Source organism: Streptomyces coacervatus, from assembly GCF_029223485.1.
Taxonomy (GTDB): Bacteria; Actinomycetota; Actinomycetes; order Streptomycetales; family Streptomycetaceae; genus Streptomyces; species Streptomyces coacervatus.
In genome coordinates, this window is the sequence record NZ_JARHTP010000011.1 from 367,641 (window position 1) to 389,813 (window position 22,173).

21 protein-coding genes, 1 pseudogene and 1 riboswitch are annotated in these 22,173 nt (G+C 70.4%); of the genes and pseudogenes, 10 read left to right on the plus strand and 12 right to left on the minus strand.

The window, feature by feature from the left end:
- Positions 1-125: 125 nt before the first annotated feature.
- The 3 genes from P2Q00_RS27945 to P2Q00_RS27955 all read right to left on the minus strand — a co-directional run bounded on the left by P2Q00_RS27945 (position 126) and on the right by P2Q00_RS27955 (position 1,766).
- Complete coding sequence (locus P2Q00_RS27945) at positions 126-383, minus strand: hypothetical protein (RefSeq protein ID WP_275775647.1); 258 nt, start codon at positions 381-383, stop codon at positions 126-128.
- Positions 384-542: 159 nt separating this feature from the next.
- The gene (locus tag P2Q00_RS27950; RefSeq protein ID WP_275775648.1) at positions 543-1,106 is read right to left on the minus strand and encodes a DUF6082 family protein; all 564 of its coding nucleotides are present in this window, start codon (positions 1,104-1,106) and stop codon (positions 543-545) included.
- A gap of 249 nt (positions 1,107-1,355) precedes the next feature.
- Positions 1,356-1,766, minus strand: a complete 411-nt coding sequence (locus P2Q00_RS27955; protein WP_275775649.1) for a winged helix-turn-helix transcriptional regulator — start codon at positions 1,764-1,766, stop codon at positions 1,356-1,358.
- 92 nt (positions 1,767-1,858) lie between these two features.
- Between P2Q00_RS27955 and P2Q00_RS27960 the strand changes: the two genes are divergently transcribed.
- The 4 genes from P2Q00_RS27960 (at position 1,859) to P2Q00_RS27975 (ending at position 5,484) form a co-directional block, all read left to right on the plus strand.
- Positions 1,859-2,713 carry an SDR family oxidoreductase gene (locus P2Q00_RS27960; RefSeq protein WP_275775651.1) on the plus strand — a complete coding sequence of 285 codons (855 nt, stop codon included), beginning with the start codon at positions 1,859-1,861 and terminating at the stop codon, positions 2,711-2,713.
- Positions 2,714-2,885: 172 nt separating this feature from the next.
- The gene (gene rarD, locus P2Q00_RS27965; RefSeq protein ID WP_275775652.1) at positions 2,886-3,836 is read left to right on the plus strand and encodes an EamA family transporter RarD; all 951 of its coding nucleotides are present in this window, start codon (positions 2,886-2,888) and stop codon (positions 3,834-3,836) included.
- A gap of 101 nt (positions 3,837-3,937) precedes the next feature.
- Complete coding sequence (locus P2Q00_RS27970; RefSeq protein ID WP_275775653.1) at positions 3,938-4,402, plus strand: VOC family protein; 465 nt, start codon at positions 3,938-3,940, stop codon at positions 4,400-4,402.
- A 137-nt stretch (positions 4,403-4,539) separates the two neighbouring features.
- Entirely contained in the window at positions 4,540-5,484 is a 945-nt protein-coding gene (locus P2Q00_RS27975) for a M28 family metallopeptidase (RefSeq protein ID WP_275775655.1), read from the plus strand.
- Positions 5,485-5,500: 16 nt separating this feature from the next.
- On the opposite strand, the gene P2Q00_RS27980 is transcribed toward P2Q00_RS27975, so the two are convergent.
- Positions 5,501-6,913: a tetratricopeptide repeat protein gene (locus P2Q00_RS27980; RefSeq protein WP_275775657.1), complete on the minus strand. Its 1,413-nt coding sequence runs from the start codon at positions 6,911-6,913 to the stop codon at positions 5,501-5,503.
- Between the two features lie 257 nt (positions 6,914-7,170).
- Between P2Q00_RS27980 and P2Q00_RS27985 the strand changes: the two genes are divergently transcribed.
- Together P2Q00_RS27985 and P2Q00_RS27990 are read left to right on the plus strand one after the other, a co-directional pair.
- Positions 7,171-7,686, plus strand: coding sequence for a DUF6668 family protein (locus P2Q00_RS27985; RefSeq protein WP_275775658.1), 516 nt, complete (start codon positions 7,171-7,173; stop codon positions 7,684-7,686).
- Between the two features lie 147 nt (positions 7,687-7,833).
- Positions 7,834-8,430, plus strand: coding sequence for a flavodoxin family protein (locus P2Q00_RS27990; RefSeq protein ID WP_275775660.1), 597 nt, complete (start codon positions 7,834-7,836; stop codon positions 8,428-8,430).
- A gap of 11 nt (positions 8,431-8,441) precedes the next feature.
- Here P2Q00_RS27990 and P2Q00_RS27995 read toward each other — a convergent pair whose 3' ends face one another.
- From P2Q00_RS27995 to P2Q00_RS28015, 5 genes are all read right to left on the minus strand, one after another.
- Entirely contained in the window at positions 8,442-9,320 is an 879-nt protein-coding gene (locus P2Q00_RS27995; protein WP_275775661.1) for an ABC transporter permease, read from the minus strand.
- The gene (locus tag P2Q00_RS28000) at positions 9,307-10,287 is read right to left on the minus strand and encodes an ABC transporter ATP-binding protein (RefSeq protein ID WP_275775662.1); all 981 of its coding nucleotides are present in this window, start codon (positions 10,285-10,287) and stop codon (positions 9,307-9,309) included. Before P2Q00_RS28000 ends, P2Q00_RS27995 begins: the two co-directional genes overlap by 14 nt.
- A 100-nt stretch (positions 10,288-10,387) precedes the next feature.
- A complete protein-coding gene (locus P2Q00_RS28005; protein ID WP_275775663.1) occupies positions 10,388-11,638 on the minus strand; it encodes a LolA family protein in 1,251 nt (416 codons plus the stop codon).
- Between the two features lie 268 nt (positions 11,639-11,906).
- The gene (locus P2Q00_RS28010; protein WP_425579596.1) at positions 11,907-12,860 is read right to left on the minus strand and encodes a CHRD domain-containing protein; all 954 of its coding nucleotides are present in this window, start codon (positions 12,858-12,860) and stop codon (positions 11,907-11,909) included.
- Positions 12,861-13,000: 140 nt separating this feature from the next.
- The gene (locus tag P2Q00_RS28015; protein ID WP_275775665.1) at positions 13,001-14,011 is read right to left on the minus strand and encodes a polyprenyl synthetase family protein; all 1,011 of its coding nucleotides are present in this window, start codon (positions 14,009-14,011) and stop codon (positions 13,001-13,003) included.
- 776 nt (positions 14,012-14,787) lie between these two features.
- Positions 14,788-14,960: riboswitch (cyclic di-AMP (ydaO/yuaA leader) on the plus strand.
- Positions 14,961-14,964: 4 nt separating this feature from the next.
- Here P2Q00_RS28015 and P2Q00_RS28020 point away from each other — a divergent pair.
- The gene (locus P2Q00_RS28020; RefSeq protein ID WP_275775666.1) at positions 14,965-15,447 is read left to right on the plus strand and encodes a transglycosylase SLT domain-containing protein; all 483 of its coding nucleotides are present in this window, start codon (positions 14,965-14,967) and stop codon (positions 15,445-15,447) included.
- A gap of 80 nt (positions 15,448-15,527) precedes the next feature.
- On the opposite strand, the gene P2Q00_RS28025 is transcribed toward P2Q00_RS28020, so the two are convergent.
- The 3 genes from P2Q00_RS28025 to P2Q00_RS28035 form a co-directional block, all read right to left on the minus strand.
- Entirely contained in the window at positions 15,528-16,388 is an 861-nt protein-coding gene (locus P2Q00_RS28025; RefSeq protein ID WP_275775667.1) for an HAD family hydrolase, read from the minus strand.
- A 133-nt stretch (positions 16,389-16,521) separates the two neighbouring features.
- On the minus strand, positions 16,522-17,724 hold the full coding sequence (locus P2Q00_RS28030) for an FAD-dependent oxidoreductase (protein ID WP_275775668.1): 1,203 nt from the start codon (positions 17,722-17,724) through the stop codon (positions 16,522-16,524).
- 67 nt (positions 17,725-17,791) lie between these two features.
- On the minus strand, positions 17,792-19,060 hold the full coding sequence (locus P2Q00_RS28035) for a carboxylate--amine ligase (protein WP_275775669.1): 1,269 nt from the start codon (positions 19,058-19,060) through the stop codon (positions 17,792-17,794).
- Between the two features lie 231 nt (positions 19,061-19,291).
- Here P2Q00_RS28035 and fahA point away from each other — a divergent pair, with 231 nt between their 5' ends.
- The 3 genes and pseudogenes from fahA to P2Q00_RS28050 all read left to right on the plus strand — a co-directional run.
- Positions 19,292-20,512, plus strand: coding sequence for a fumarylacetoacetase (gene fahA / locus P2Q00_RS28040; RefSeq protein WP_275775671.1), 1,221 nt, complete (start codon positions 19,292-19,294; stop codon positions 20,510-20,512).
- Positions 20,513-20,758: 246 nt separating this feature from the next.
- The gene (locus P2Q00_RS28045; protein ID WP_275775672.1) at positions 20,759-21,700 is read left to right on the plus strand and encodes a M56 family metallopeptidase; all 942 of its coding nucleotides are present in this window, start codon (positions 20,759-20,761) and stop codon (positions 21,698-21,700) included.
- Positions 21,701-21,771: 71 nt separating this feature from the next.
- Positions 21,772-22,131 (plus strand): annotated as a pseudogene (locus tag P2Q00_RS28050) (HEAT repeat domain-containing protein); the annotation flags it as partial.
- Between the last annotated feature and the right edge of the window lie 42 nt (positions 22,132-22,173).

Sequence of the window (22,173 nt, forward strand, 5' to 3'; positions counted from 1 at the left end):
GCCACTGACGGACAAGGGTGCCAGTGACGGATATACGGAGGGCCCGGATGCGGCGGTACGGCATCCGGGCCCTCGGTTTCGGACGTCAGGGGTCGGGGTCGGATGTCAGGGGTCGGAGGTGGATGTCAGGCGTCGGGGATGTCCTTCTTGGCGCGGATGAGGGTCTCTCGGCTGATCACGACAATGCGTTCGTAGTCGGCTCGGGCGGCGTCCTGGGGTAGGTGGGGGTCGAGGGCGGTCGTGGCTTCGGTGCCGATGACGGCAAAGTTTCCGTCACTCAGTTCGAATAGATCGGGGCAGGTTTCCTGGGTGTAGCTGCCTCTTTTACGAGGTGGATCGCCGAGGCGGCGCGCGATCCGGACGGACTGGAACTCGTCGTGCAACTGGGCCGTCCCCTCCCGGGGCCGGTAGCCCCGCCTGAGCGGGGTGCGGCCCTGTTCGGCCCACCCCGAAAAACCCGTCGCACTTATTGATGTGCTGCGACACGCACGACTATGCGGCGCGCACTGCCCCCACTTGGATCGTCGGGCGCACGGAGCGGCTCATTCATGCGCCGGGGGCTCAGGTACCGAGCCCACCACCCACCATTCGTCCGGATCGTCGGCCAGTTCCTCCAGCATGACGTCGACGACCACGCCGACCTTCGCGTCCACGGACTCCCCCGGCAGGCTCCGCCGGTGCTCGGCCGTGCGGTCCCAGTACTCGGCGAACACGGAGTTGCGGCACAGCACCCGCAGATGCCCGAGCAGTTGGTCCCAGTCGAGCGCGCCCACGCGGTGCGCGAGGACGAGAGCGCCGAACTGCCGGTTGGCGTACATCATCTGGCGGCGCCTCAGATCACTGAGGCCGTCCAGCGTGCTCGACGCGTCGGCGAGCGCGGAGTCGTCGCTGGCCCGGTCCAGCTGGTCGGTGGTGAGGCGGTAGTGCTGGATGAGGTTGGCCCGGTGGATCTCCTCGGTCATCAGCGCGAGCTGTTTCAGCAGCTCCAGCAGCAGCTCTTCCTGGCGCCGCCGGGTGCCCCGGGCGAAGGACACCCGCATCAGCCCCAGCCCCGCCGCCAGTGCAGAACCGATACTTCGCGCGGCCGCGCTCCGCCGTAAAGCCATGTCGAGGAATCCCCCTGGATCAGGTGACCGTGCACTGGCCGCCGATGCACGGTCCGGCGCACGGCAGGGCATGACATCCCTCCTCCAGCGTGCCCCGTGCCGCCAGGCGGTGCGGAAGGCGGAGAGGGGGCGCATGGAGGGACGTACCGCTCCTGCCCGTCCGCGCCCTGACACTCGTGTGCCCGGCGAGCGCCCGCCGCATGCGTCCAGCCGGTGCCGACGGTCGCGTCAGCCCTGCTCAGCCCCTGGTCAGCGCTGCCGCTTCGCCGCGTCGTACGCGTCCCGCGCCTGCTGTACGGCGTCCATCCGCTCCTGGGTCCACACCGCCAGGGCCCGCACCTGCTGCGCCGCCTCGCGCCCCAGGTCGGTCAGCGAGTAGTCGACCCTCGGCGGGATCACCGGCTTGGCGTCGCGGTTCACCAGGCCGTCGCGCTCCAGGGTCTGCAAGGTCTGGGTGAGCATCTTCTCGCTGACGCGGCCGATGGCCCGGCGCAGTTCGCTGAAGCGGTACGGGCGCTCCAGGAGTTCGATCAGGACCAGGACGCCCCAGCGGCTGGTGAGGTGTTCCAGGACGAGGCGGTACGGGCACATCGCCTCGCCGGTGTCGTACTTGCCGACGGCTACGGACTCGACGGCGACTTCCGGGTTACTTACGGCCATGCCAGTACCTTACTTCAAAGTGGGTACTTTCCAAGAGTTAGCGCACCTCCTAGGGTTAGTGGCATCCGCACCCCACAAGGAGATCGCAGATCATGAGCATCGTCGTCACCGGAGCCACCGGACACCTCGGCCGTCATGTCGTGGAGCAGCTGCTGGAGAAGGTCCCGGCAGAGCAGATCACCGCCGTCGTACGCGACGAGGCGAAGGGCGCCGACTTCGCCGCGCGCGGCGTGAAGATCGCCGTGGCCGACTACAACGCGCCCGAGACCTTCGGCAGCCTCTTCTCGGCCGGTGACAAGGTCCTGCTCATCTCGGGCAACGAGTTCGACAAGGGCCGCGTCGCCCAGCACAAGGTGGTCATCGACGCCGCGAAGGCCGCCGGTGTCGCCCTGCTCGCCTACACCAGCGCCCCGGGCAGCCTGAAGGCCGCGCTCGCCGACGACCACCGGGGCACCGAAGAGGCGCTCCTCGCGTCCGGCGTGACGTACGCGCTGCTGCGCAACGGCTGGTACCACGAGAACTACACGGAGAACCTGGCCCCCGTGCTGGAGCACGGCGCCGTCGTCCAGGCCGCCGGTGAGGGCCGCGTCTCCTCCGCCTCGCGCGCCGACTACGCGGCCGCCGCCGTCGCCGTACTGACCGGTGAGGGGCACGAGAACAAGACGTACGAGCTGGGCGGCGACGAGGCGTGGAGCTTTGCCGAGTACGCGGCCGAGCTCAGCAAGCAGACCGGCAAGGAGATCGCCTACAGCCCCGTCTCGGTCGAGGCCTTCACCGGGATCCTGGCCGGCGCCGGGCTGCCCGGTCCGCTCGCCGCGATCATCGCGGGCGTGGACACCTCCATCGAGAAGGGCGAGCTGGTCGTCTCCACCGGCGACCTGTCCCGCCTGGCCGGCCGTCCGACCACGCCGCTCGCCGACGCCATCGCGGTGGCGGTCAAGGGCTGACACCCCCGGGCAACCGGGACACCCGGGCACCTAGAGGCCGGACTCCCCCGGCGGGCCTCGGGTGCACCACCCCCGCCTGTCATGACCGTATGGCGATACGGGCATGACAGGCGGGGGTGCTCGGCGTTACCTTCTGCCTGGCACGCGTGCGCAACGAGGTGAGGAGGGCCCCGTGACCGGGAAGCCGAAGGGCGAGCAGCGCGTAGGACTGCTGAACGGCTTCGCGGCATATGGAATGTGGGGGCTCGTCCCTCTTTTCTGGCCCCTGCTGAAGCCCGCCGGAGCGGTCGAGATCCTCGCCCACCGGATGGCTTGGTCGCTCGTCTTCGTGGGCGCCGCGCTCGTCGTGATGCGGCGCTGGGCCTGGGCCGGCGAACTGCTGCGGCAGCCGCGGCGGCTGGGGCTGGTCGCGGTGGCGGCGGCGGTCATCACCGTCAACTGGGGCGTGTACATCTGGTCCGTGAACAGCGGGCACGTGGTCGAGGCCTCGCTCGGGTACTTCATCAATCCGCTGGTCACCATCGCCATGGGCGTGCTGCTCCTGAAGGAACGGCTGCGGCCCGTGCAGTGGGTGGCGGTCGGGACCGGCTTCACGGCGGTGATCGTGCTCACGGTGGGGTACGGGCAGCCGCCGTGGATCTCGCTCACGCTCGCCTTCTCGTTCGCCACGTACGGACTGGTGAAGAAGAAGGTCAATCTCGGCGGGATCGAGTCGCTGGCCGCGGAGACCGCGATCCAGTTCCTGCCCGCGGTGGGTTATCTGGTGTGGCTGAGCTCGCGGGGCGAGTCGACGTTCGCGACGGAAGGGGCGGGGCACGGGGCGCTGCTCGCCGCGACCGGGGTGGTGACCGCGTTGCCTCTGGTCTGTTTCGGGGCGGCCGCGATTCGGGTGCCGTTGTCGACGCTGGGGCTGCTGCAGTATCTGGCGCCGGTGTTTCAGTTTCTGCTCGGGGTTCTGTACTTCCATGAGTCGATGCCGGCGGATCGGTGGGCCGGGTTCGCGTTGGTGTGGGTTGCTCTGTGTTTGCTGACGTGGGATGCGGGGCGCTCCGCGCGGCGGTTTGGCCGCCGGGTGAGTGTGCCGGAGGTTGAGACGCCGGCGTCCGCTGCAGTGGACGTCTGACTGGGGGCTCTGCCCCCAGACCCCCGCTTCGGCCCTTAAGGGGCCTCGTCCTCAAACGCCGGACGGGCTGAGTGTCGTACCCGGCCGCTATAAGTGGTCCCATGACACAGACACCCGTACCCGTCCACTGGAAGCTCGTCATCGACGCTGAGGATCCGCATGCGCAGGCCGACTTCTGGGCCGCCGCGCTGCGGTACGAGGTCGAGGACAACGGTGCGCTCGTCGAGCGGCTGCTGGAGCTCGGTGCGCTGCCTGCCGCGGCCACGGTCGACTTTCATGGCCGCGCGGCCTTCCGGGACCTGATTGCCGTGCGGCATCCGGACGACCCGTACGACAAGGACCGGGGGACCGGTCTCGGGCGGCGGCTGCTGTTCCAGCGAGTGCCGGAGGCGAAGACCGTCAAGAACCGGCTGCATCTCGATCTGCACCCCGGTGACGGGCTGCGGGACGGCGAGGTCGAGCGACTGGAGGGGCTGGGGGCGAGTGTGCTGCGGCGGGTGAAGGAGCCGGCCGGGGAGTGGGTGGTGATGGCGGACCCGGAGGGGAACGAGTTCTGCGTGCAGTAGGTCACAGCGGGGAGCCCCTGCGCGCCGGATGTTCCGTTATGCGAACTCGCTGTCCTGATAACGCTCTTGACTCCTAGTTGGTAAAAGCTTCACCATCCGGGGACCCAATTCACTCCAAGGAATTCGGAGCCCCCCACATGAAGCTCTCCGTTTCCGGGCGTGCAGTGGCAGCCGTCGGTGTTTCGGCTGTCATGCTCCTGACCGGCGGATCCATAACCGGTGCGGCGCCCGCGCCGGCCGCTGCCGCCGCGCCCGACATCTCCGTGGCGAACGTCAAGGCCCACCTCGCCCAGCTGCAGTCCATCGCCACCGCCAACGGCGGCAACCGCGCGCACGGCAGCGCCGGTTACAAGGCCTCGCTCGACTATGTGAAGGCCAAGCTGGACGCGGCCGGATTCACCACCACCGTCCAGCAGTTCACGTCATCCGGCCGCACCGGCTACAACCTGATCGCCGACTGGCCGGGCGGGGACGCCGGCCAGGTCGTCATGGCGGGTTCCCACCTGGACAGCGTCAGCGCCGGTCCCGGCATCAACGACAACGGCTCCGGTTCGGCCGCCATCCTGGAGACCGCGCTCGCCGTGTCACGGGCCGGCTACCAGCCCACCAAGCATCTGCGTTTCGCCTGGTGGGGCGCGGAGGAGCTGGGCATCGTCGGCTCCGGCCACTACGTCGACAGTCTCTCCGCCGCAAATCGCTCGAAGATCAGCGGCTATCTGAACTTCGACATGATCGGCTCGCCGAACCCGGGCTACTTCGTCTACGACGACGACCCGGCGATCGAGAAGACGTTCAAGGACTACTTCACCGGCCTCGGCATCGCCACCGAGCCCGAGACCGAGGGCGACGGCCGCTCCGACCACGCACCGTTCAAGGACGCGGGCGTCCCGGTGGGCGGGCTGTTCAGCGGCGCCGACTATGTGAAGACGGCGGCCCAGGCGGCCGAGTGGGGCGGTACGTCGGGGAAGGCCTTCGACGCCTGCTACCACTCGTCCTGCGACACGACGTCCAACATCGACGACACCGCCCTGGACCACAACAGCGACGCGATCGCCCACGCGGTGTGGGAGTTGTCGGAGTAGACGTTCCGCTCGGTGGTCACTGGGCCGACTTGCGGGCGCGTTCCGTGAGCCGGCCCATACGGGCGCGGGCCGATTCCAGCCGCTCGATCTCGTCCGCCGCCGGGCCCTCCTCGGCCGTGAGCTCGGTCCACAGGGCGATCAGATCGCGGCCCAGGTCCAGGCCCTGCTGTGGGTCGCGCACGGCACGCCAGGCGGTGGCCGCGCTCTGGATGTTGCCGTAGGCCGCCTCCGCGTCCCGGGCGCGACGGTGGGTCCGGGCGAGGTCGAGCGAGAGCCGGAAGGCACGGATCGGGTCGCCCGCCAAGTAGGCGATGTACGCGCTGAGTTCGCGCAGTCGGAGCACCTCGGTGTGCTCCGGTCCGAGCGCCGCCGACGCCTCCTCGACCGTGCTCTCGGCGAGCCGCGCCGCCGTCTCTGTCCGCCCTGCCTTCACTGCCTCGTTGATCTGCGCCATCGGCTCCGCGAGGAACGCGGGGGCGGTCGGCGGTTCGTCACCGAGGACGGCCTCGGCCACGGCGTCGAAGCCGCGGACGGGGGTGGGCTTGGGGTCGGGGTCGAGGGCCGGGTCCGGCGGGACCATGAGGAGGGGGCCACCGGTCGAGCGGCCGGACCCGGGCCCGGGTGCGGGTTTTTCCGGGCGGGGGGCGGGTGCGTCCTCCGGCTCGGGGGCACGCTGCGGTACGGCGTCCATCGGCGGGGGCGGGCCGAACTCGCCCGTCGGGGCCGCGACCGTGCCGGGAGCCCTGTCCTGGGGCGGTTCCGGCAGCGCACGCAGCGCGAACGTCGGCGCGGATCCGCCGGTGCCGACCGGCGGCTCGGGGTCGGCCCGCGGGGGGAACGCCGGCACGTTCTCCCCCAGCGGCTGCGGCTCCGGCACCGCCCGGAACGGGAAGGTCGGGGCGGTCTCCCGCGCGGGTTCCGCGGTCGCCCGCAGAACGTGCGTCGGCTTGTCACGCTGCGGCGGCTGCTCGGGCTGCCGCGGTTCTACGGCGGCTGCGGCGACCTCCGGCTCGACAGGCGACCGGGGCGACGGGGACGGCGGGGGCGGCGCGGGCAGCAGGGGCGGCGGGGGCGGTGGACCCTCCGCCACGTCCCTCGGCTCCCCCGCGGCAGCAGTCATCCCTACGGGTTCCCCGGTAAAGCTGCTGGCCCCGTCCGTCTCCACCTGAAGGTGTACGACGTAACCGATCCGCTCGTCGTGGACCGTGGCGTGGACGGGGTGGCCGGTGGCGAGGGCGATGCGGTGGAGGTGGTTGAGGACGGCCTGCTGGACCTCCTCCCCGGCGGCCGCGGTGACCGGCACGCCGCCGATCCAGGCGCCGACCGGGCCGGCTGCGGGGACGCGGACGTCGATCGGTGCCGCCACAAGGGCCGCCGAGCCCTCGGCGCGCTTCTGTTCCCGCTTGTTGTCGCGGCTGAGTCGAGCCATCGGTTCCCTCACTCGGATGCGTCTGCGTCGGGGAGTCTGCGGACAGCGCGTTCGGGTTCCATGGTGCTCCCTCCCGCCGTCGGGTTCCCGCTCCCCCGGCGTCAAGATCCGTTCGTGCACGTACTGTTGAGTCTCTCCGGTAGCCCCAGGTCCTCCGGTCACCGTGGCGTCACAGACTCGTCCCAGGAGCCCGGTCCTGTCGTGTGGCCGACCGGCGCAGTGCGGACCGGTGGGCGTGACGAGGGAGGAGAGCGGGCATGCGAACGGATGTGCAGCAGGGACCGGAGATCTGGATCCGCGGTCCGGTCACCGTACCGGAGCCGGGACCGCAGGAGCCCGCCCAGTCCAGCGCCACCGCCCGCCACTACTCCTGGGTCGGTACGCACGGCGGCGCCGGTGTCTCCACACTCGCCGCCGTCTACGGCGGTCACGACTGCGGCCGTGACTGGCCCGGGCCGGAAGACCCCTGGTCCGTGCTGCTCGTCGCCCGTACGCACGCTTCGGGGCTCGCGGCCGTCCTGCGCACCCTGGAGGTCTTCCGGCTCGGGGAGGCCCCGCCGGGGCTCGACCTCGACGCCGTCGTGCTCGTCGCGGACGCGCCGGGACGGCTGCCGCGGCCGCTCGACAAGCAGGTCCGGCTGATCGAGTCGCTCGTCGACGTGTACCGGGTGCCGTGGGTGTCCGGCTGGCGCCTCGGCGACCTGGGCGGAACACCACCACGCGAGACGGAGGCGCTGGCCCGGCTCACGGGGGCGGCTGCCCGGCGTAGGTGAGGGGCCGGGGCTGCGGGCTTCGGTGCCCCTCTGGACGCCTGGGCTGCGGGCTTCGGTGCCCCCTGGACATATACATGCGTGCACATATAATGCAGATGCCTGTAATTGTTCTGCGCCTGCCATCTCGCCGATCGTCTGGGGGACCTCATGACCCACCGCCGCTTCCTGTTCGTCCTGGGCAGCAGCCGCACCGACGGCAATACCGAGCTGCTCGCCCGCCGGGCCGCCGAGCAGCTGCCCCCTGACGTCGAGCAGCAGTGGATCTCTCTCGCCGAGCACCCGCTGCCCGACTTCGTGGACCTGCGGCGCGACAGCGACCATGTGCACCCGCCCACCGGAACCACCCCCGCACTTCTGCTCGATGCCACACTGGCGGCCACCGACGTCGTGATCGCCTCCCCGTTGTACTGGTACTCGCTGTCCGGACTCACCAAGCGCTACCTGGACTACTGGTCGGGCTGGCTGCGCACCCCCGGACTCGACTTCAAGGCGGCCATGGCCGGCCGCACGCTCTGGGGCGTCGCCGCACTCGCGGACCACGAGCCGTCGGTCGCCGACCCGCTGGCCGGCACGCTCAACAACTCGGCCGCCTATCTGGGCATGCGCTTCGGAGGCGTACTGCTCGGCAACGGCAGCAGGCGCGGTGATGTACTGAACGACGAGGACGCGCTGACCCGCGCCAAGAGCTTCTTCACACGGGAAGCACCGCTCGCCCGCTTCCCGCACGAGGCAGGCGGAGCATAGAGCTCTGAGCTCTACGCCGTGATGTCCTTCGTCGTGAACCGCGCCCAGGCCGCCGAGCCGAACACGGCCGCGTACAGGGCCTGGATCTCGAGGTTCTTCACCAGGTCGTCCCAGTAGACCGGATCGCGCATCAGGTCGGCGAAGGACAGCCAGTAGTGGGAGAAGAAGTACGGCTGTATCGCGTGGAGCTGGGGGATCTGGTCGAGGATCTGGACGGTGATCAGCAGGCCCACGGTCGTCGCCATCGCCGCGATGCCACTGCCGGTCAGCGTCGAGACGAACAGGCCGAGTGCCGCGACGCCTATCAGGGACACGGCGACGATCAGGGCGATCAGCAGGGCTCTGCCCAGGCCCTCGGTGAAACTGATCTGCGTGCCCGAGATGGTCGTCAGGTCACCCAGCGGGAAGAGGAGCGCCCCGACGGTGAGCGCCGAGACGGCGACCACGAGGGTGGCGACCAGACAGAAGGCCATCACGGTCGCGTACTTGGTGAGCAGGAGGCGGGTGCGGCCGGCGGGGGCGACCAGGAGGTAGCGGAGGGTGCCCGAGTTCGCCTCGCCGGCGATGGCGTCGCCCGCGATCACGCCGATCGCCATCGGCAGGAAGAACGGGAGCGTCGCGGCCAGCGCGGTGAAGACCAGGAACAGACCGTTGTTGGTGATCTGCGAGATGAACGCGGGACCGCCGCCCCCGCCGTCCCTGCCCCCGCCGACGGACGAACCGCCACTCGTCTCGATCTTGACGGCGATCCCGACCAGAATCGGCACGCCCGCCAGCACGGCCAGCAGCGCGAGTGTGCGCCAGCGGCGGAAGGTGGTGAGCAGTTCGCTGCGGAGGAGCCCGAAGGTCCACAGCAGCCGTGGACTGCGGATGGCTTCAGCCTGCGACATCGAATCCCTCCCCCGTCAGTGCCACGAACGCGTCCTCCAGGGAGGCTCGTTCGACGCCGAACCCTCGGACGCGGACACCGGCCGTCACCAGCGCCGCGTTCACCTCGGCGAGGTCGCGGTCCGGAGGCTCCGCGGTCACCCGGTCGTCGGTGACGACGACGTCGGCGGCGCCCTGCTCCTTCAGTACACGGGCCGCGTCCCCGGTGTCGGGCGTGGTGACGACCAGCCGGCCGCGCACCCCCGCGGCCAGGTCCGCCACGGAGCCCTGGGTGATCAGTCGGCCCTGCGCCATCACCGCGGCATGGGTGCAGACCTGCTCGATCTCGTCGAGAAGGTGGGAGGAGAGGAAGACGGTCGTGCCGTCGGAGGCCAACTCCCTTACCAGTGAACGGATTTCGCGCATGCCCTGCGGGTCGAGCCCATTGGTCGGCTCGTCGAGCACGAGCAGTCTGCGCGGCTGGAGCAGCGCGGCCGCGAGACCGAGCCGCTGCTTCATGCCCAGCGAGTACGCCTTCGCCTTCTTGCCGGCTGCCGCGGTCAGGCCCACCCGGTCCAGCGCCGTCGCGACGCGGGCGCGACGGGTGCGCGGATCGGCGGTCGGGTCGGCGGCGTCGTAGCGCAGAAGGTTGTCGCGGCCGCAGAGGAAGCCGTACAGGGCGGGGCCCTCGATGAGGGCGCCGACGTGCGGGAGCACGGCGCGCGAGGACCGCGGCATGGGCCGCCCGAGCACGCGCGCCGCGCCCGACGTGGGCTCGATGAGGCCCATCAGCATGCGGATGGTGGTGGTCTTGCCCGAGCCGTTCGGACCGAGGAAGCCGAAGACGCTGCCTGCCGGGACGGTCAGATCCAGGCCGTCGACGGCGAGCTGCCCGCCGCGGTAGCGCTTGGTGAGGCCGCGGGTGGCGATCACGCTCTCCCCCGCGTCCTCCCGATCCCGCTCCGGCTCCGTGGCGGACGGCTCGTCCATCGGCTCCTCGATTCGTGCTCGTACGACCCCAACGCGACGACTACGTACAGTGATTACGTACGGCCGCCGCGCAAGGTTCCCGGCTCGCCCGGATTCCCGGCTAGCCCGCGTTCGCCGCCTTCACCAGCGCGCCCTTGCTCACCGCGCCGACGTAGACCTTGCCGTTGTCGGTGATCAGGGCGTTGATCAGGCGGGTCTTGAAGACCGTGCCCGAGCCGAACTTGCCGGTGACCTTGTCGCCGAGCGAGTCGAGGAAGCCGCCGAAGTCACCGCCGGCCTTGGAGCCGGACGGGACGCCCTGGCCACCGGTGTCGAAGGTGGCAATGGAGTTCCAGCCCTTGCCGATGACGTTCAGCCCGTCGAGCCCCTTGGCGGCGTTCTCGTCGGACCCGCCGGTCTTGTCGCCCTTCTCGCTCTTGCCGCCCTGCTCGCCCTTCCAGCTCTTCTCGCTGCCCTTCAGGCCGTGCTCGGCCTGCTTGTCCTCGGTGACCTTCGCGCCCTTGGGCGGGGTGAAGTTGAAGGTCGAGGCGCTCGGCCTGGCGAAGCTGACCTGGGTGAAGCCGGCGTCGATCACGGCGGCGCCGCCGCTCGACGGGGTCAGCGTGAACTTCAGCGGCAGCCCGGTCTTCGAGTCCACGGCCACGGTGATCTGACCGACCGTCGAGCCGGACTGCTTGGGCTTGATGACCAGCCGGTACGCGTCACGGCCCGCGACCTGGGCGGTCCCCTCGACGGTCACCGAGGTGGTGTCGTCGACCGACTTCAGGGCGTCCTTGGTGAGGTCCTTGGGCGTGGCGGGGACGTCTTCCTTCTGCTGCTTCGCCGCGCCGTCGGGGGCGGTCGAGTGGTAGACCTCGTTCGACTGGCTGTCGTAGCCCCAGACGTCCTTGCCGTTGTGGACGATGCTGTATTCGGCCGCGTTCTCCAGCAGTGACAGCTTCTGCCTGTCCTGGCCGTCGGCCGCGACGCGCAGGGTGTGCGTGCCGGTCGCGAGCTCCGTGAGCTTGGAGGTCGGGTCGGCGGACGAGCCGTCGCCCGACTTGCCGGCGCCGGACATCAGGCTGCTCTCGAGACCGCCGAGGTTCGGCAGCCCCAGATCCGTGGTGATCTTCACCGTGCCGGACATCTGCTGTACGTCCGACTTGGCGATCTTGTCGATGAGTTGCTGCGCGCTGATCTTCGGCAGGTCGGGGTCGCCCGAATCGGCGAGCGCCGGGACGAGCCCGATGGTCGCCGCCGCCACCCCCACCACCGCGACCGGGACGACGTACCGCGCGGCCTTGCGCCGGCCCGCGCGCAGGTCGTCGGCCTCCCCGGCGGTCGTGCTGTCGTCGGATTCGTTCGGTGCCATGTGTGCGCTACCTCCGTCGTCGGCGGCGGCCTGTCCAACTCGCGTGTTTCTGTTGTCCACCCCGAGCCGCCATTCTCACCCGAATCGGTGAGGAGTGGTGATTTCCGTGGTTTCCATCTCACCAAATCGGCCAGGAAGAAGCGTCAGACCCGGGAGCCAACTCCATGTACACCTGGGGTATGACACGAGAGGGCGGCGCCTCCCCCGACCCGTAGGGGTCGTAGCGGTTGCGCGGGGAAGACGCCGCCCGAGGTGAGCTCGTATCAACTCAGTTCTGTACGAAGACGTAGTCCGCCCGGTACGGGACGCCGACGATCGCGCCGGGCGTGCAGGAACCGGACGGGGCCACTCCGCCGACGGTGTTGAGCCGCAGGATCTCCGCGGTGTCCGCGAGCAGGCCGTGGTGCTTGCCCGACTGGGTGGCCTTGAGGTCGAGCTCGGGGATGTTGCCGTCCCCGTTCGGCGTCTTGGACAGGAGGGCCCCGGTCACCGCGCTTCCGTCCGGCGCGACCCACTGCGGCGTACCGGAGTTGGGCGCGACGAAGGAGTGCCGGATGCCGCCGCCGAGCAGGGCACTGACGTCCCGCTGGGCGAAGGCGTAACCGCCGCCGTCGGCCGGCTTGCACTCGTAGATCTGCTTGCCCTTGACCACGGACGCCTGGAAGTTGTGCAGGGCGTCACGGAAGTCGAAGGCGGCGACGGTGACCTTGTGGAGCTGACCGCGGACGGCCCCGCCGGGGAACTCGGTGGTGTGCAGGTTGGCGTAGAACGAACCCGGGTCGGACTTGAGAGCGGCGAGCAGGCCGGCGTCCTTGACCTTGACCGTGCCGGTGACGCTGTGTCGCTTGCTGTTCTTCAGCAGGTCGGTGAAGTCGACCCTGACGCCGCCGTTGGTGCCCTTGGCGCCCTGGTGGATGTGGAGCATGGTCGGCTTGCCGGTGCCGCGCCAGGTCACGGCGACGGACACCTTGTCGTCCTGCACCTTGATGAACTCCACAGCGGCGCCGTCCTGGTCGCCGACGGCGGGACCGCCCGCCACGGGAACCTCGTTGGCACCCCGCAGACTTGCGGCCAGGAGGGTCCCCCCGGTGCCGCCGGACGCGGTCCCTCCGGTGGCGTGGGCGGGAATCACCGCAGCGGCGATACCGCCGGCGGCGGCCACCGAGACAGCGGTGATGATCAGGCTCTTACGGCGCTTCGAGAACGTCGCGTTCATGCCCATGATTCTGTTTTCTCCCCGTAGACCGGCCGACACCCCCTGCGTCGGCCTTCTGGGTATGACTACGGAAGCGATCTTAGTTTGGACTCAGTCCAGACTTGTGACGTGTGTCACATCGCTCGAAACGCAGGTCGACCGGCAGCTCAACCGGCCCGATGCACCACGGCGTCGCACATCTCCATCAGCGCGAGCTTCGCGTCGCACTCCGCCAGCGGAGCCAGCGCCGCACGCGCATCCTCCGCGTACCGCACGGTGTCCCGGCGCGCCTGCTCCAGCGCAGGATGCGCCCGCAGTCCGGAGAGCGCCTCCGCGTGCCGTGCGTCGTCGCTCAGGTCGGAGTCCAGCAGCTCGCACAGGGCGATGTCCTCGGCGAGTCCCAGCCGCGCCGCCCGCTCCCGCAGCCGGAGCACCGGAAGGGTGGGGACCCCCTCGCGGAGGTCGGTCCCCGGCGTCTTCCCCGACTCGCGCGAGTCGGACGCGATGTCCAGCACGTCGTCCGCCAGCTGGAAGGCGACCCCGAGCCGCTCCCCGTACTGCGTCAGCACGTCCACGACCGTCTCGTCGGCGCCCGACATCATCGCCCCGAAGCGGCACGACACTGCCACCAGCGAGCCCGTCTTGCCGCCGAGCACGTCCAGGTAGTGGTCGACCGGGTCCCGCCCGTCCTGCGGCCCCGCCGTCTCCAGGATCTGCCCGGTGACCAGCCGCTCGAACGCCTCCGCCTGGACCCGGACCGCCTCGGGCCCGAGGTCGGCCAGGATGTGCGAGGCGCGCGCGAACAGGAAGTCGCCGGTGAGGACCGCGACCGAGTTGCCCCAGCGGGTGTTGGCGCTGTCCACGCCGCGCCGCACCGCCGCCTCGTCCATCACGTCGTCGTGGTACAGCGTCGCCAGATGGGTGAGCTCCACCACCACGGCAGACGGCACGACCCCCGGCGCATACGGGTCACCGAACTGGGCGGCAAGCATCACGAGCAGCGGACGAAACCGCTTTCCACCGGCCCGCACCAGGTGCTGGGCGGCCTCCGTGATGAAGGGCACCTCGCTCTTGGTGGCTTCGAGCAAACCTTCCTCGACGGCCGCCAATCCGGCCTGGACATCGGCTTCCAGAGCCTGGTCCCGCACGCTCAGCCCGAACGGCCCGACGACGGTCACGAGGGGTCTCCTGTCTGCTGGTGTCTACTGGCGGTTACACGGTTTGTCGATAGGTCGCTGACATCACTCAAGTCAGCGTATCCGGTCACCTTTCGATCACCGATGCCACCCACCCGTCCAGCCCGGGCGGTATCGGATCACGACCGGTATGTTTTTGATCGCCTGATAAGAACGGATATCCATCGACTTGTCTATCGGTGTGTCTGCCGACGCGCCTGTAGGCGTGCCGCCGGTGTGTCGTCAGCGTGCCTGCCGGCCCAGAGGGAAGCGGCGGCCTGCGCGAGGACCCCTGGGTCCTGCTCCCGGAATCGTGCCTCTACGCGCACATATGGCGCCCCCCTGACGGACGAGCCCGTACCGGCGCTCCCGAATGCCTGCCGTACCGCCTGAGCGTCCGGACCGCACCCCGGACGACCGCTATGACAACGACGTGCACCACATGAGAGGTTCCGCCCTCGCGGTGGACATCCACGCATGGGCGGCCAAGAGGGGTCGATTGACCAAGAGTTGGCATCATTGCCCGATTTGCCGCTCTTGCGGATGCCGGTGACTTGACTCACACGGCAAGCCTGGTCGGCGGGGACCCGATCCTCACCGCTTCCCCCCTCCCCGGCAAGCCAGTTGAGGCTTGGCGAACGCAAAGGATCAAGCGCCCCATAAGCCTCAGACCAAGGTCAACAGGCATGATCCGTAAACCCGGCCCTTGTTCCGGACATGTGCTCTCGCATACGTTCCCGGCCTGTCGGGCGGACGCCGAATCCTGCCGCCGCCCCGGCACGACCCATCGACCAACTCACTCGCACGGCAGGAGCGGGGGAACCAGGTAAGCCGCCGGACCGGGCATCCCCCGGACCGGCTCGGGGTGAAGCCGCGCTGCTGTACGGCCGCGCGGCCGGGCATCTCCCCGCCCGAACCCGACAGCTCACCTCGCAGGCGCCGGAGAGGAACGCGCCATGCCCGCAACAGGTCAGCACCGCCGCCCCAGAAACGCCCGCCTCGCCCGCAAGCTCGCCGTCGCCGGTACCGGCGCCGCCGTTCTCGCCCTCCCGCTCATCGGGGCGACCAGCGCCTCCGCGGCCACGCCGACCGTGGCCAACGTGAAGTCGATGGGCTACGCCGACAATCTCGACGGCTGGATCCGGGGCGCCCTCCAGGTCATGCAGCAAAACGGAATTCCTGGGACGTACAACGGCATTTACCGCAACATCATCCGCGAGTCCTCGGGCGACCCGGCCGCCATCAACAACTGGGACTCGAACGCGGTCGCCGGCACCCCGTCGAAGGGTCTGCTGCAGGTCATCGACCCGACGTTCCTCGCGTATCACGTGCCCGGCACGGCGCTCAATCCCTTCGATCCGATCGCGAACATCACGGCCGCCTGCAAGTACGCTGCCGCGCGGTACGGGTCGATCGACAATGTGTTCGGCGCGTACTGAGAGCTCCGCGACGGGGCCGCAAGGGGCCGTTGGTCATCTGCTGCGCGGTCGTGGCTGGTCGCGCAGTTCCCCGCGCCCCTTCAGGGCGCGAGCCCGACCTGCCCGAGTTCGTCGAGTTCGTCGAGCTCCCCGAACTCGACGAACAGTCGCTCGAGGACGACGGCGATGCCGTCGTCCTCGTTCGACAAGGTGATCTCGTCGGCCACCGCCTTGAGTTCGGGGTGGGCGTTGGCCATGGCGACGCCGTGGGCGGCCCAGTCGAACATGGGGATGTCGTTGGGCATGTCGCCGAAGGCGATCGTCTGCTCCGGACCGAGTCCCAGGTGTGCGGCGGCCAGTGCGAGGCCCGTCGCCTTGGTGATGCCGCATGGCTGGAGTTCGACGGTCCCCGGCCCCGACATGGTGACGGTGGCCAGCGAACCGACCACCGAGCGCGCCGTCGCCGCCAACTCGTCGTCGGACAGGTCGGGATGGCGCAGCAGCACCTTGCTGATGGGTTCGCACCACAGGTCGTCGCGCCGGTCGACCCGTACGGCCGGCAGCGTCGGATGCGGCATCAGGTAGCCCGGCTCGATGAGCGTGAGCCCCTCCACACCGTCCTGGTCGACAGCCGCGTACACCTGCCCCACCTCGGCCTCGATCTTGCCGAGGGCCGTCTCGGCCAGCTCCCGGTCCAGCGTGACGGACCACAGCAGACGGTCCGCGCCGATGTCGTACACCTGCGCGCCCTGCCCGCACACCGCGAGCCCCCTGCTGCCCAGTTCGTCGAGGAGCGGCCGCACCCTGGGGGCCGGCCGACCCGTCACGACCAGGTGCCGGGCGCCGGCCTCGGCCACCCGCGCAAGCGCGGCGAGGGACCGGTCGGAGAGCGTGTCGTCGCCTCGAAGCAGCGTGCCGTCCAGGTCGGTGGCGATGAGTGCATATGCGTTGTGCGCGGCCATGATCAGAGAATACGGACAGGACGCCCCACCGACTCATCGCGAACCGGACGACGGCGGAGTGCACCCCCGCCCCTTGCACAACTCCCCTATCCTTGTGGGCTCTTCATCATCAGGCGGGGCCTGCCGGCTCGGCCTACCCGTGCGCTGCCGCCAGGTGACCGGCCAGCCTCGGAGAGGCGAACTCCGTGCCGCACACGAAGCGCATCACCGGGCCGTACGACGCCGCGGCCGGCAGGCCGGTGAAGTACAGGCCGGGGACCGAGGAGACGTATCCCGCGCTCAGTTTGGGTGTGCCGCGGCTCACCGCCAGACGTGTGCGCAGTTCGTGGCCGAGGAAGTCCATGGCCGCGATGTCCACCCGGTATCCGGTGGCCGCGATGACGTGGTCCGCGGAGAGGTCCTCGGTACGGCCCGCGTGAGTGCGGACCGTCAGCTTCGGGCTGCCGTCGGCCGCGTCCGCCCGCACTATCCGGTCGACCTCGCTGACCTGCACCTTTCCCTCGAAGCGGTCGCGCAGCCACCAGGCGCCGAGCGGGCCGAGGACGCGGCGGACCAGATAGTGGCGGACCTCGGCCGGCAGATAGCGGTAGGGGTGCGGGTAGTAGCTGAGGGCCCACAGGGACCAGGCGCGGCCGAAGGGCGACTCGGGGCGCAGCCTCGGCTGCTTCCACGGCGGTGCGCCGAAGGCGACCCTGCCGCGGCCGCGGGAGACCACCCTCACCTGGGCGCCCGCCTCCGCCGCCAGCGCCGCGGTCTCCAGCGCGGACTGGCCGGCGCCGACCACGATCAGGTCCTTGCCGGCGTAGCGCGTGAGGTCGTGCTGCTGGGAGCTGTGGGAGACCGGGCCCGTGGGGGTGGGTCCGTCCGCCGCGGCGGTGGCCAGTTCGGCCGGCAGGTGCGCGAGGCCGGACAGGCCGGTGGCCACGACGACCGCGCGGGCGGTGAACAACTCGCCCGAGTCCAGCTTCAGTTCGAAGCCGCCGCCCTTGCGCCGGTCCACCGAGACCACCCGCACCTGCTCCAGCTCGGGCACCAGCTTCTGCTGGAACCACTCGCCGTAGGCGATGAAGGTCTCGACCGGGATGATGTCCTCGTCCGTCACCAGCCGCCTGATGCCGGCGGCGTCGCAGTAGTCGGCGAGCGTGTGACCCTGCTGCGGCGCGTCCAGGCTGGAGGCGGCGGGGGTCGACTTCAGGAGCATTCCGGCAGGCATGTGGTCGCGCCAGCTGACCATGGGTTCGCCGAAGACGCGGACCGGGAGGCCGCGTGCTCGGAGGTGGGCGGCGGTCGACAGGCCGAAGGGCCCGGCGCCGATGACTGCAACCGGTTGAATCACGAAGTCCCTCCCCAGGACGCTTACTTCGTCACTTCGTGTGGTTCGGCTCCGGCGGCTGACCGGTCGGCTAGCCCCCCGAACTGGTGGTGCGGCCGCGGCGGTTGGTCCGCCACAGCTGATACAGGTGCTTCGCGCCCGGCCGCACGAAGCGTGCGAGCATCGTGAGGAACGGCAGCGGGTCGTCACCCGCGAGCCAGGCCAGCTCCGTGCCGCTCGCCTTCGCCGGTGCGTGCGGCGTCGTATAGCCGCTGCGGCGGTAGGCGAGCAGGGCGGGCAGGTCGATGTTCTCCACGATGTACCGGTGGCCGGCCCGCTGTTCCCCCTCCGGGACGGTGCGGCCGGTCAGGTCCAGATGCATGGCGCGGACGACGTCCACCCCCGACTCGTTCTCGAAGAGCCGGAACTGGGCGCCCATGCGCGGGTTGAAGTCGAGGAGCTTGTACTGACCGTCGCGCCGGTCGAAGCGCAGGTCGAGGTCGATGACGCCGGTGAAGCCGATCTGTTTGATGAAACGCGCGGCGATGTCCGCGAGTTCCGGGTTGTCGACGACGTACGCGTTGGCCGTCATGCCCGCGTGCGGCGGCCAGGAGCGCACCTTGACGCCGGTGAACATGGCCAGCGGGGTCGAGTCCTGGTCGAAGTAGGCGTGCACGATCCAGTCCTCGGCCTCCTCCCTGGGCAGGTACTCCTGGAGGATCACCCCGGGGTGCTCGCCCCAGTCGCGGGCCAGCCGCAGCAGGCCCTCGCGGGTGCCGATCCGCGTCGTGCCGTTCACCGCGGGCTGCTTGCGCCGCAGGAACGCCTCGCGGTTCTTGGCCACCACCGGGAAGCGGGCCTTCTCGGCGAACGTGACGATGTCGTCGTACGACTGCGGGAAGGCGGCCGTCGGGCTGGGGATGCCGTGTTCCACGCACAGTTCGTGCAGGCCCTGCTTGCTCGCCAGACGGCGGGGCAGGGCGGGGTCGACACGCGGGAAGAGAAAGGAGCCGGCGAGTTCGTCCTGGTGCTCGGCGATCAGGACGGCTGCCTCCTCGTCGGTGGGGACGAGGACGGTGGGGCGCCCGATGCGCCGCCCGACGCCCAGCAGGCCCTCCACCAGATGGGCGGGGTCCTCCGTGCCGGTGGTCGGCCAGACGAAGGCTTTCTTGAGATAGCGGGAGGCGGCGGCGGGCGTGTAACGGTCCTCTGTGATCGCATACATCGGCACACCGAGGCGGCCCAGGCTGCGGATCGCCCCCACACCACCGTGGTGCAGCGGATAGTCGCCGAACTTGACGATCAGGCCGGGCACTTCACGGTCGGCCCGGAAAGGCACACTGCTCGTGCTGCTGGCCACGGGTCCCCCCACGCGTCCCCCTACGGACCGGACCCACCCCGTCCGTGTCCCCCAAAGGACGCTAAGCCGGAATTGGCACGTCCGACAAGCCCAATTCGGACATTGCAAACTCTTTAGACACTGCCCAAGACAGGCAACCCAGCCGTAACGTGTGGCGCGGCCATATGACGGTTCGCGTAGATGGCACACGACAGACGGTTCGCGACACAGGTGAGAGTGAGGCAGCACCCCATGCCCCCCTTCGATGTCCCCGAGGGCGACCCCTTCGGTCCGCACAACCTTCCGTACGGCGTCTTCTCGCACGCCGGCTCGACGCAGCGGACCGTCGGCGTCCGGCTCGGCGACCATGTCCTCGACGCGGGCGCCGCGGCACGAGCGCTCGGCTCGCCGTACGTCTCGCTGCTCGCCCAGCCCTCGCTCAACCCGCTGCTCGCCGCGGGCCGCACCGCCTGGTCGGACGTACGGCGCGCGCTGACGGCGTGGGTGACAGTGCCGGCCCACCAGGAGGCGATCGGGTCCTTCCTGCACCCGCTGTCGTCGGTGACGCTGCATCTTCCGTTCGAGGTCGCGGACTATGTCGACTTCTACGCCTCCGAGAACCACGCACGGAACGTCGGCCAGATCTTCCGCCCGGACGCCGCGGACTCGCTGACGCCGAACTGGAAGCACCTCCCGATCGGTTACCACGGGCGGTCCGGCACGGTCGTGGTGTCGGGCACGGACGTCGTACGGCCGTCCGGGCAGCGCAAGGCTCCGGCGGATGCGGCTCCCGTCTTCGGGCCGTCCGTCCGTCTGGACATCGAGGCCGAGGTCGGTTTCGTGGTGGGCGTGCCCTCGGAGCGCGGGCGGCCGGTGGTTCTCGGCGACTTCCGGGAGCACGTGTTCGGGCTGTGCCTGCTCAACGACTGGTCCGCGCGCGACGTCCAGGCCTGGGAGTACGTCCCTCTCGGCCCGTTCCTCGGCAAGTCCTTCGCCACGTCGGTGTCGGCGTGGATCACCCCGCTGGACGCACTGGAGGACGCGCGCGTGGCACCGCCGGAGCGCACCCATGCGCTGCTGCCGTATCTGGATGATGCGCAGGACGAGCCCGGCGGGTACGACCTGCGGATCTCCGTCGCGATCAACGGCTCCGTCGTCTCCGAGCCGCCGTTCTCCACCATGTACTGGACGGCTGCGCAGCAGCTGGCCCATATGACGGTGAACGGTGCCTCCCTGCGGACCGGGGACCTGTACGGGTCGGGCACGGTGAGCGGTACGGAGCCTGCGCAGCGCGGGTCGCTGCTGGAGCTCACCTGGAACGGGCGGGATCCGCTGGAACTTCCGGAGGGCAAGCGGACGTTCCTGGAGGACGGGGACGTGGTGACGTTGTCGGCGTGGGCGCCCGGGCCCGGCGGGACCCGCGTGGGCCTGGGCGACGTGAGCGGCCGGATCGTGGCAGGCACGGTGGAGTGAGTCGTGGCAAGCATGGTGGAGTGAGCGGAAGTTGCGGGGTGTGACGGCGGCCGTACGAGACGTGCGGGTACTCGTACGAGGCGTGCGGGAACTCGTACGGGACATACGAGATGGCCGTACCGGATGGCCGTCGTCCCCTGACTCCCGCGCCGTTCGCCGTCATACTGGCGGCGGGCGCCTTGTGCGCCGAGCCGCACCACCCCACCGCCCCGCCCCTTCCTCCGACCAGGATCCGGAGACCGTGGCATGACCGTCTGCCTGCTCCTGCTGAGCGTCGTCGCCCTGATGGCCGCAGTGCCGGTTCCGCGTGCCCTGGTGCGGGCCGCCTGGCCCGAGCGGGAGCCCGTGGTCGCGCTGTGGGTGTGGCAGTGCCTGGTCGCCACCGTCCTGCTGTGCTGTCTGACGGCGCTCGTGCTGGGCGCGGCCGCCGTCTTCCACACCTTCCGCGACCACGTCTTCGCGCCGGCACCCCCGGCCGTGACCGCGGCGTACGACCTGACCGCCGCCCCGGCCTGGTCCGCCGCCCTCACCCTGCTGCTGGCCTGCGGCGCCGCCTGGACGACGGCGATGCTCGCCCGGGAGCTCGTCGAGGCGCGCCGGCGCCGTGGCCAGACCCGGGCGCATCTGCGCGAACGCGCGCCCGAGCTGCCCGCCGGGCTGGAGGAGGCGGCGCGCGGCCCGCTGCTGGTGCTGGAGGACGAGTACCCGGACGCCTGGTGGATGCCCGGCAGCCCGCCCCAGCTGGTGGTCACGACCGGCGCACTGCACCGCCTCACCGACCACCAGCTCGACGCCGTCCTCACCCATGAGCGCGACCACGCCCGCGCCCACCACGACTGGCTGCTGCACCTGTCGACCGCCCTCGCCACCGGCTTCCCCCGCATCCCTCTGTTCACCCACTTCTGCGACCAGACCCACCGCCTGGTGGAGCTGGCCGCCGACGACACGGCGTCCCGCCGCTGCGGCCACCTGACGACGGCGCTCGCCCTGATCGAGCTGAACCAGCACCGCGGCGTCCTGTCCTGCGCCTCCAGCCACCGCCTCCTCGGCGAACGCGTCGACCGCCTCCTGGAGCCGCCCCCGCGGTTGGGCCGCCGACACCGCGCGCTGACGACGACGGTGGCGGCCCTGGTGCCGCTGCTGCCGCTGCTGATCGCGTTCGCGCCTGGGCTCACGGCGCTGGGGTGAGCCGTCAGGCGGGGTGACCGCTCAACTCGTAGGTCGTGGCAGATCTTGCATCCGGCGACGGCCTCGCCGTCATCCTCGCTGCCCTGGCCGACCTCACCGGCATCCCCGACGCCCTGGTCCAGGGCGCCGCCTACGAGGCGCTGGGCACCACCGGCTGTCCGGCACCGCTCGCCGCACGCGCGGTGGCCGCTCTGTCCGCGTCTGCCTGGCAGGTGAGGTCAGGTGCCGCGACCGCGCTGTCCGCCGCCGAGCCAAAGGTGGCCGTCCTTGCCCTCGCCAAGGCCCTGGCCGACCAGAACGCCGACGTACGCAAGGCAGCCGCACTGGCCCTGACCCGGCACAACGACACCGAGGACGCCCGCGCCGCCCTCGCCGAGGCCACGTCGGACCCGGACGCGGACGTCAGGGCGTATGCGGCACGGGCCCTGTGACGGTGCCTTTCGCGCTGCCGTCCGCTGCGGGCCGGGCGCAGC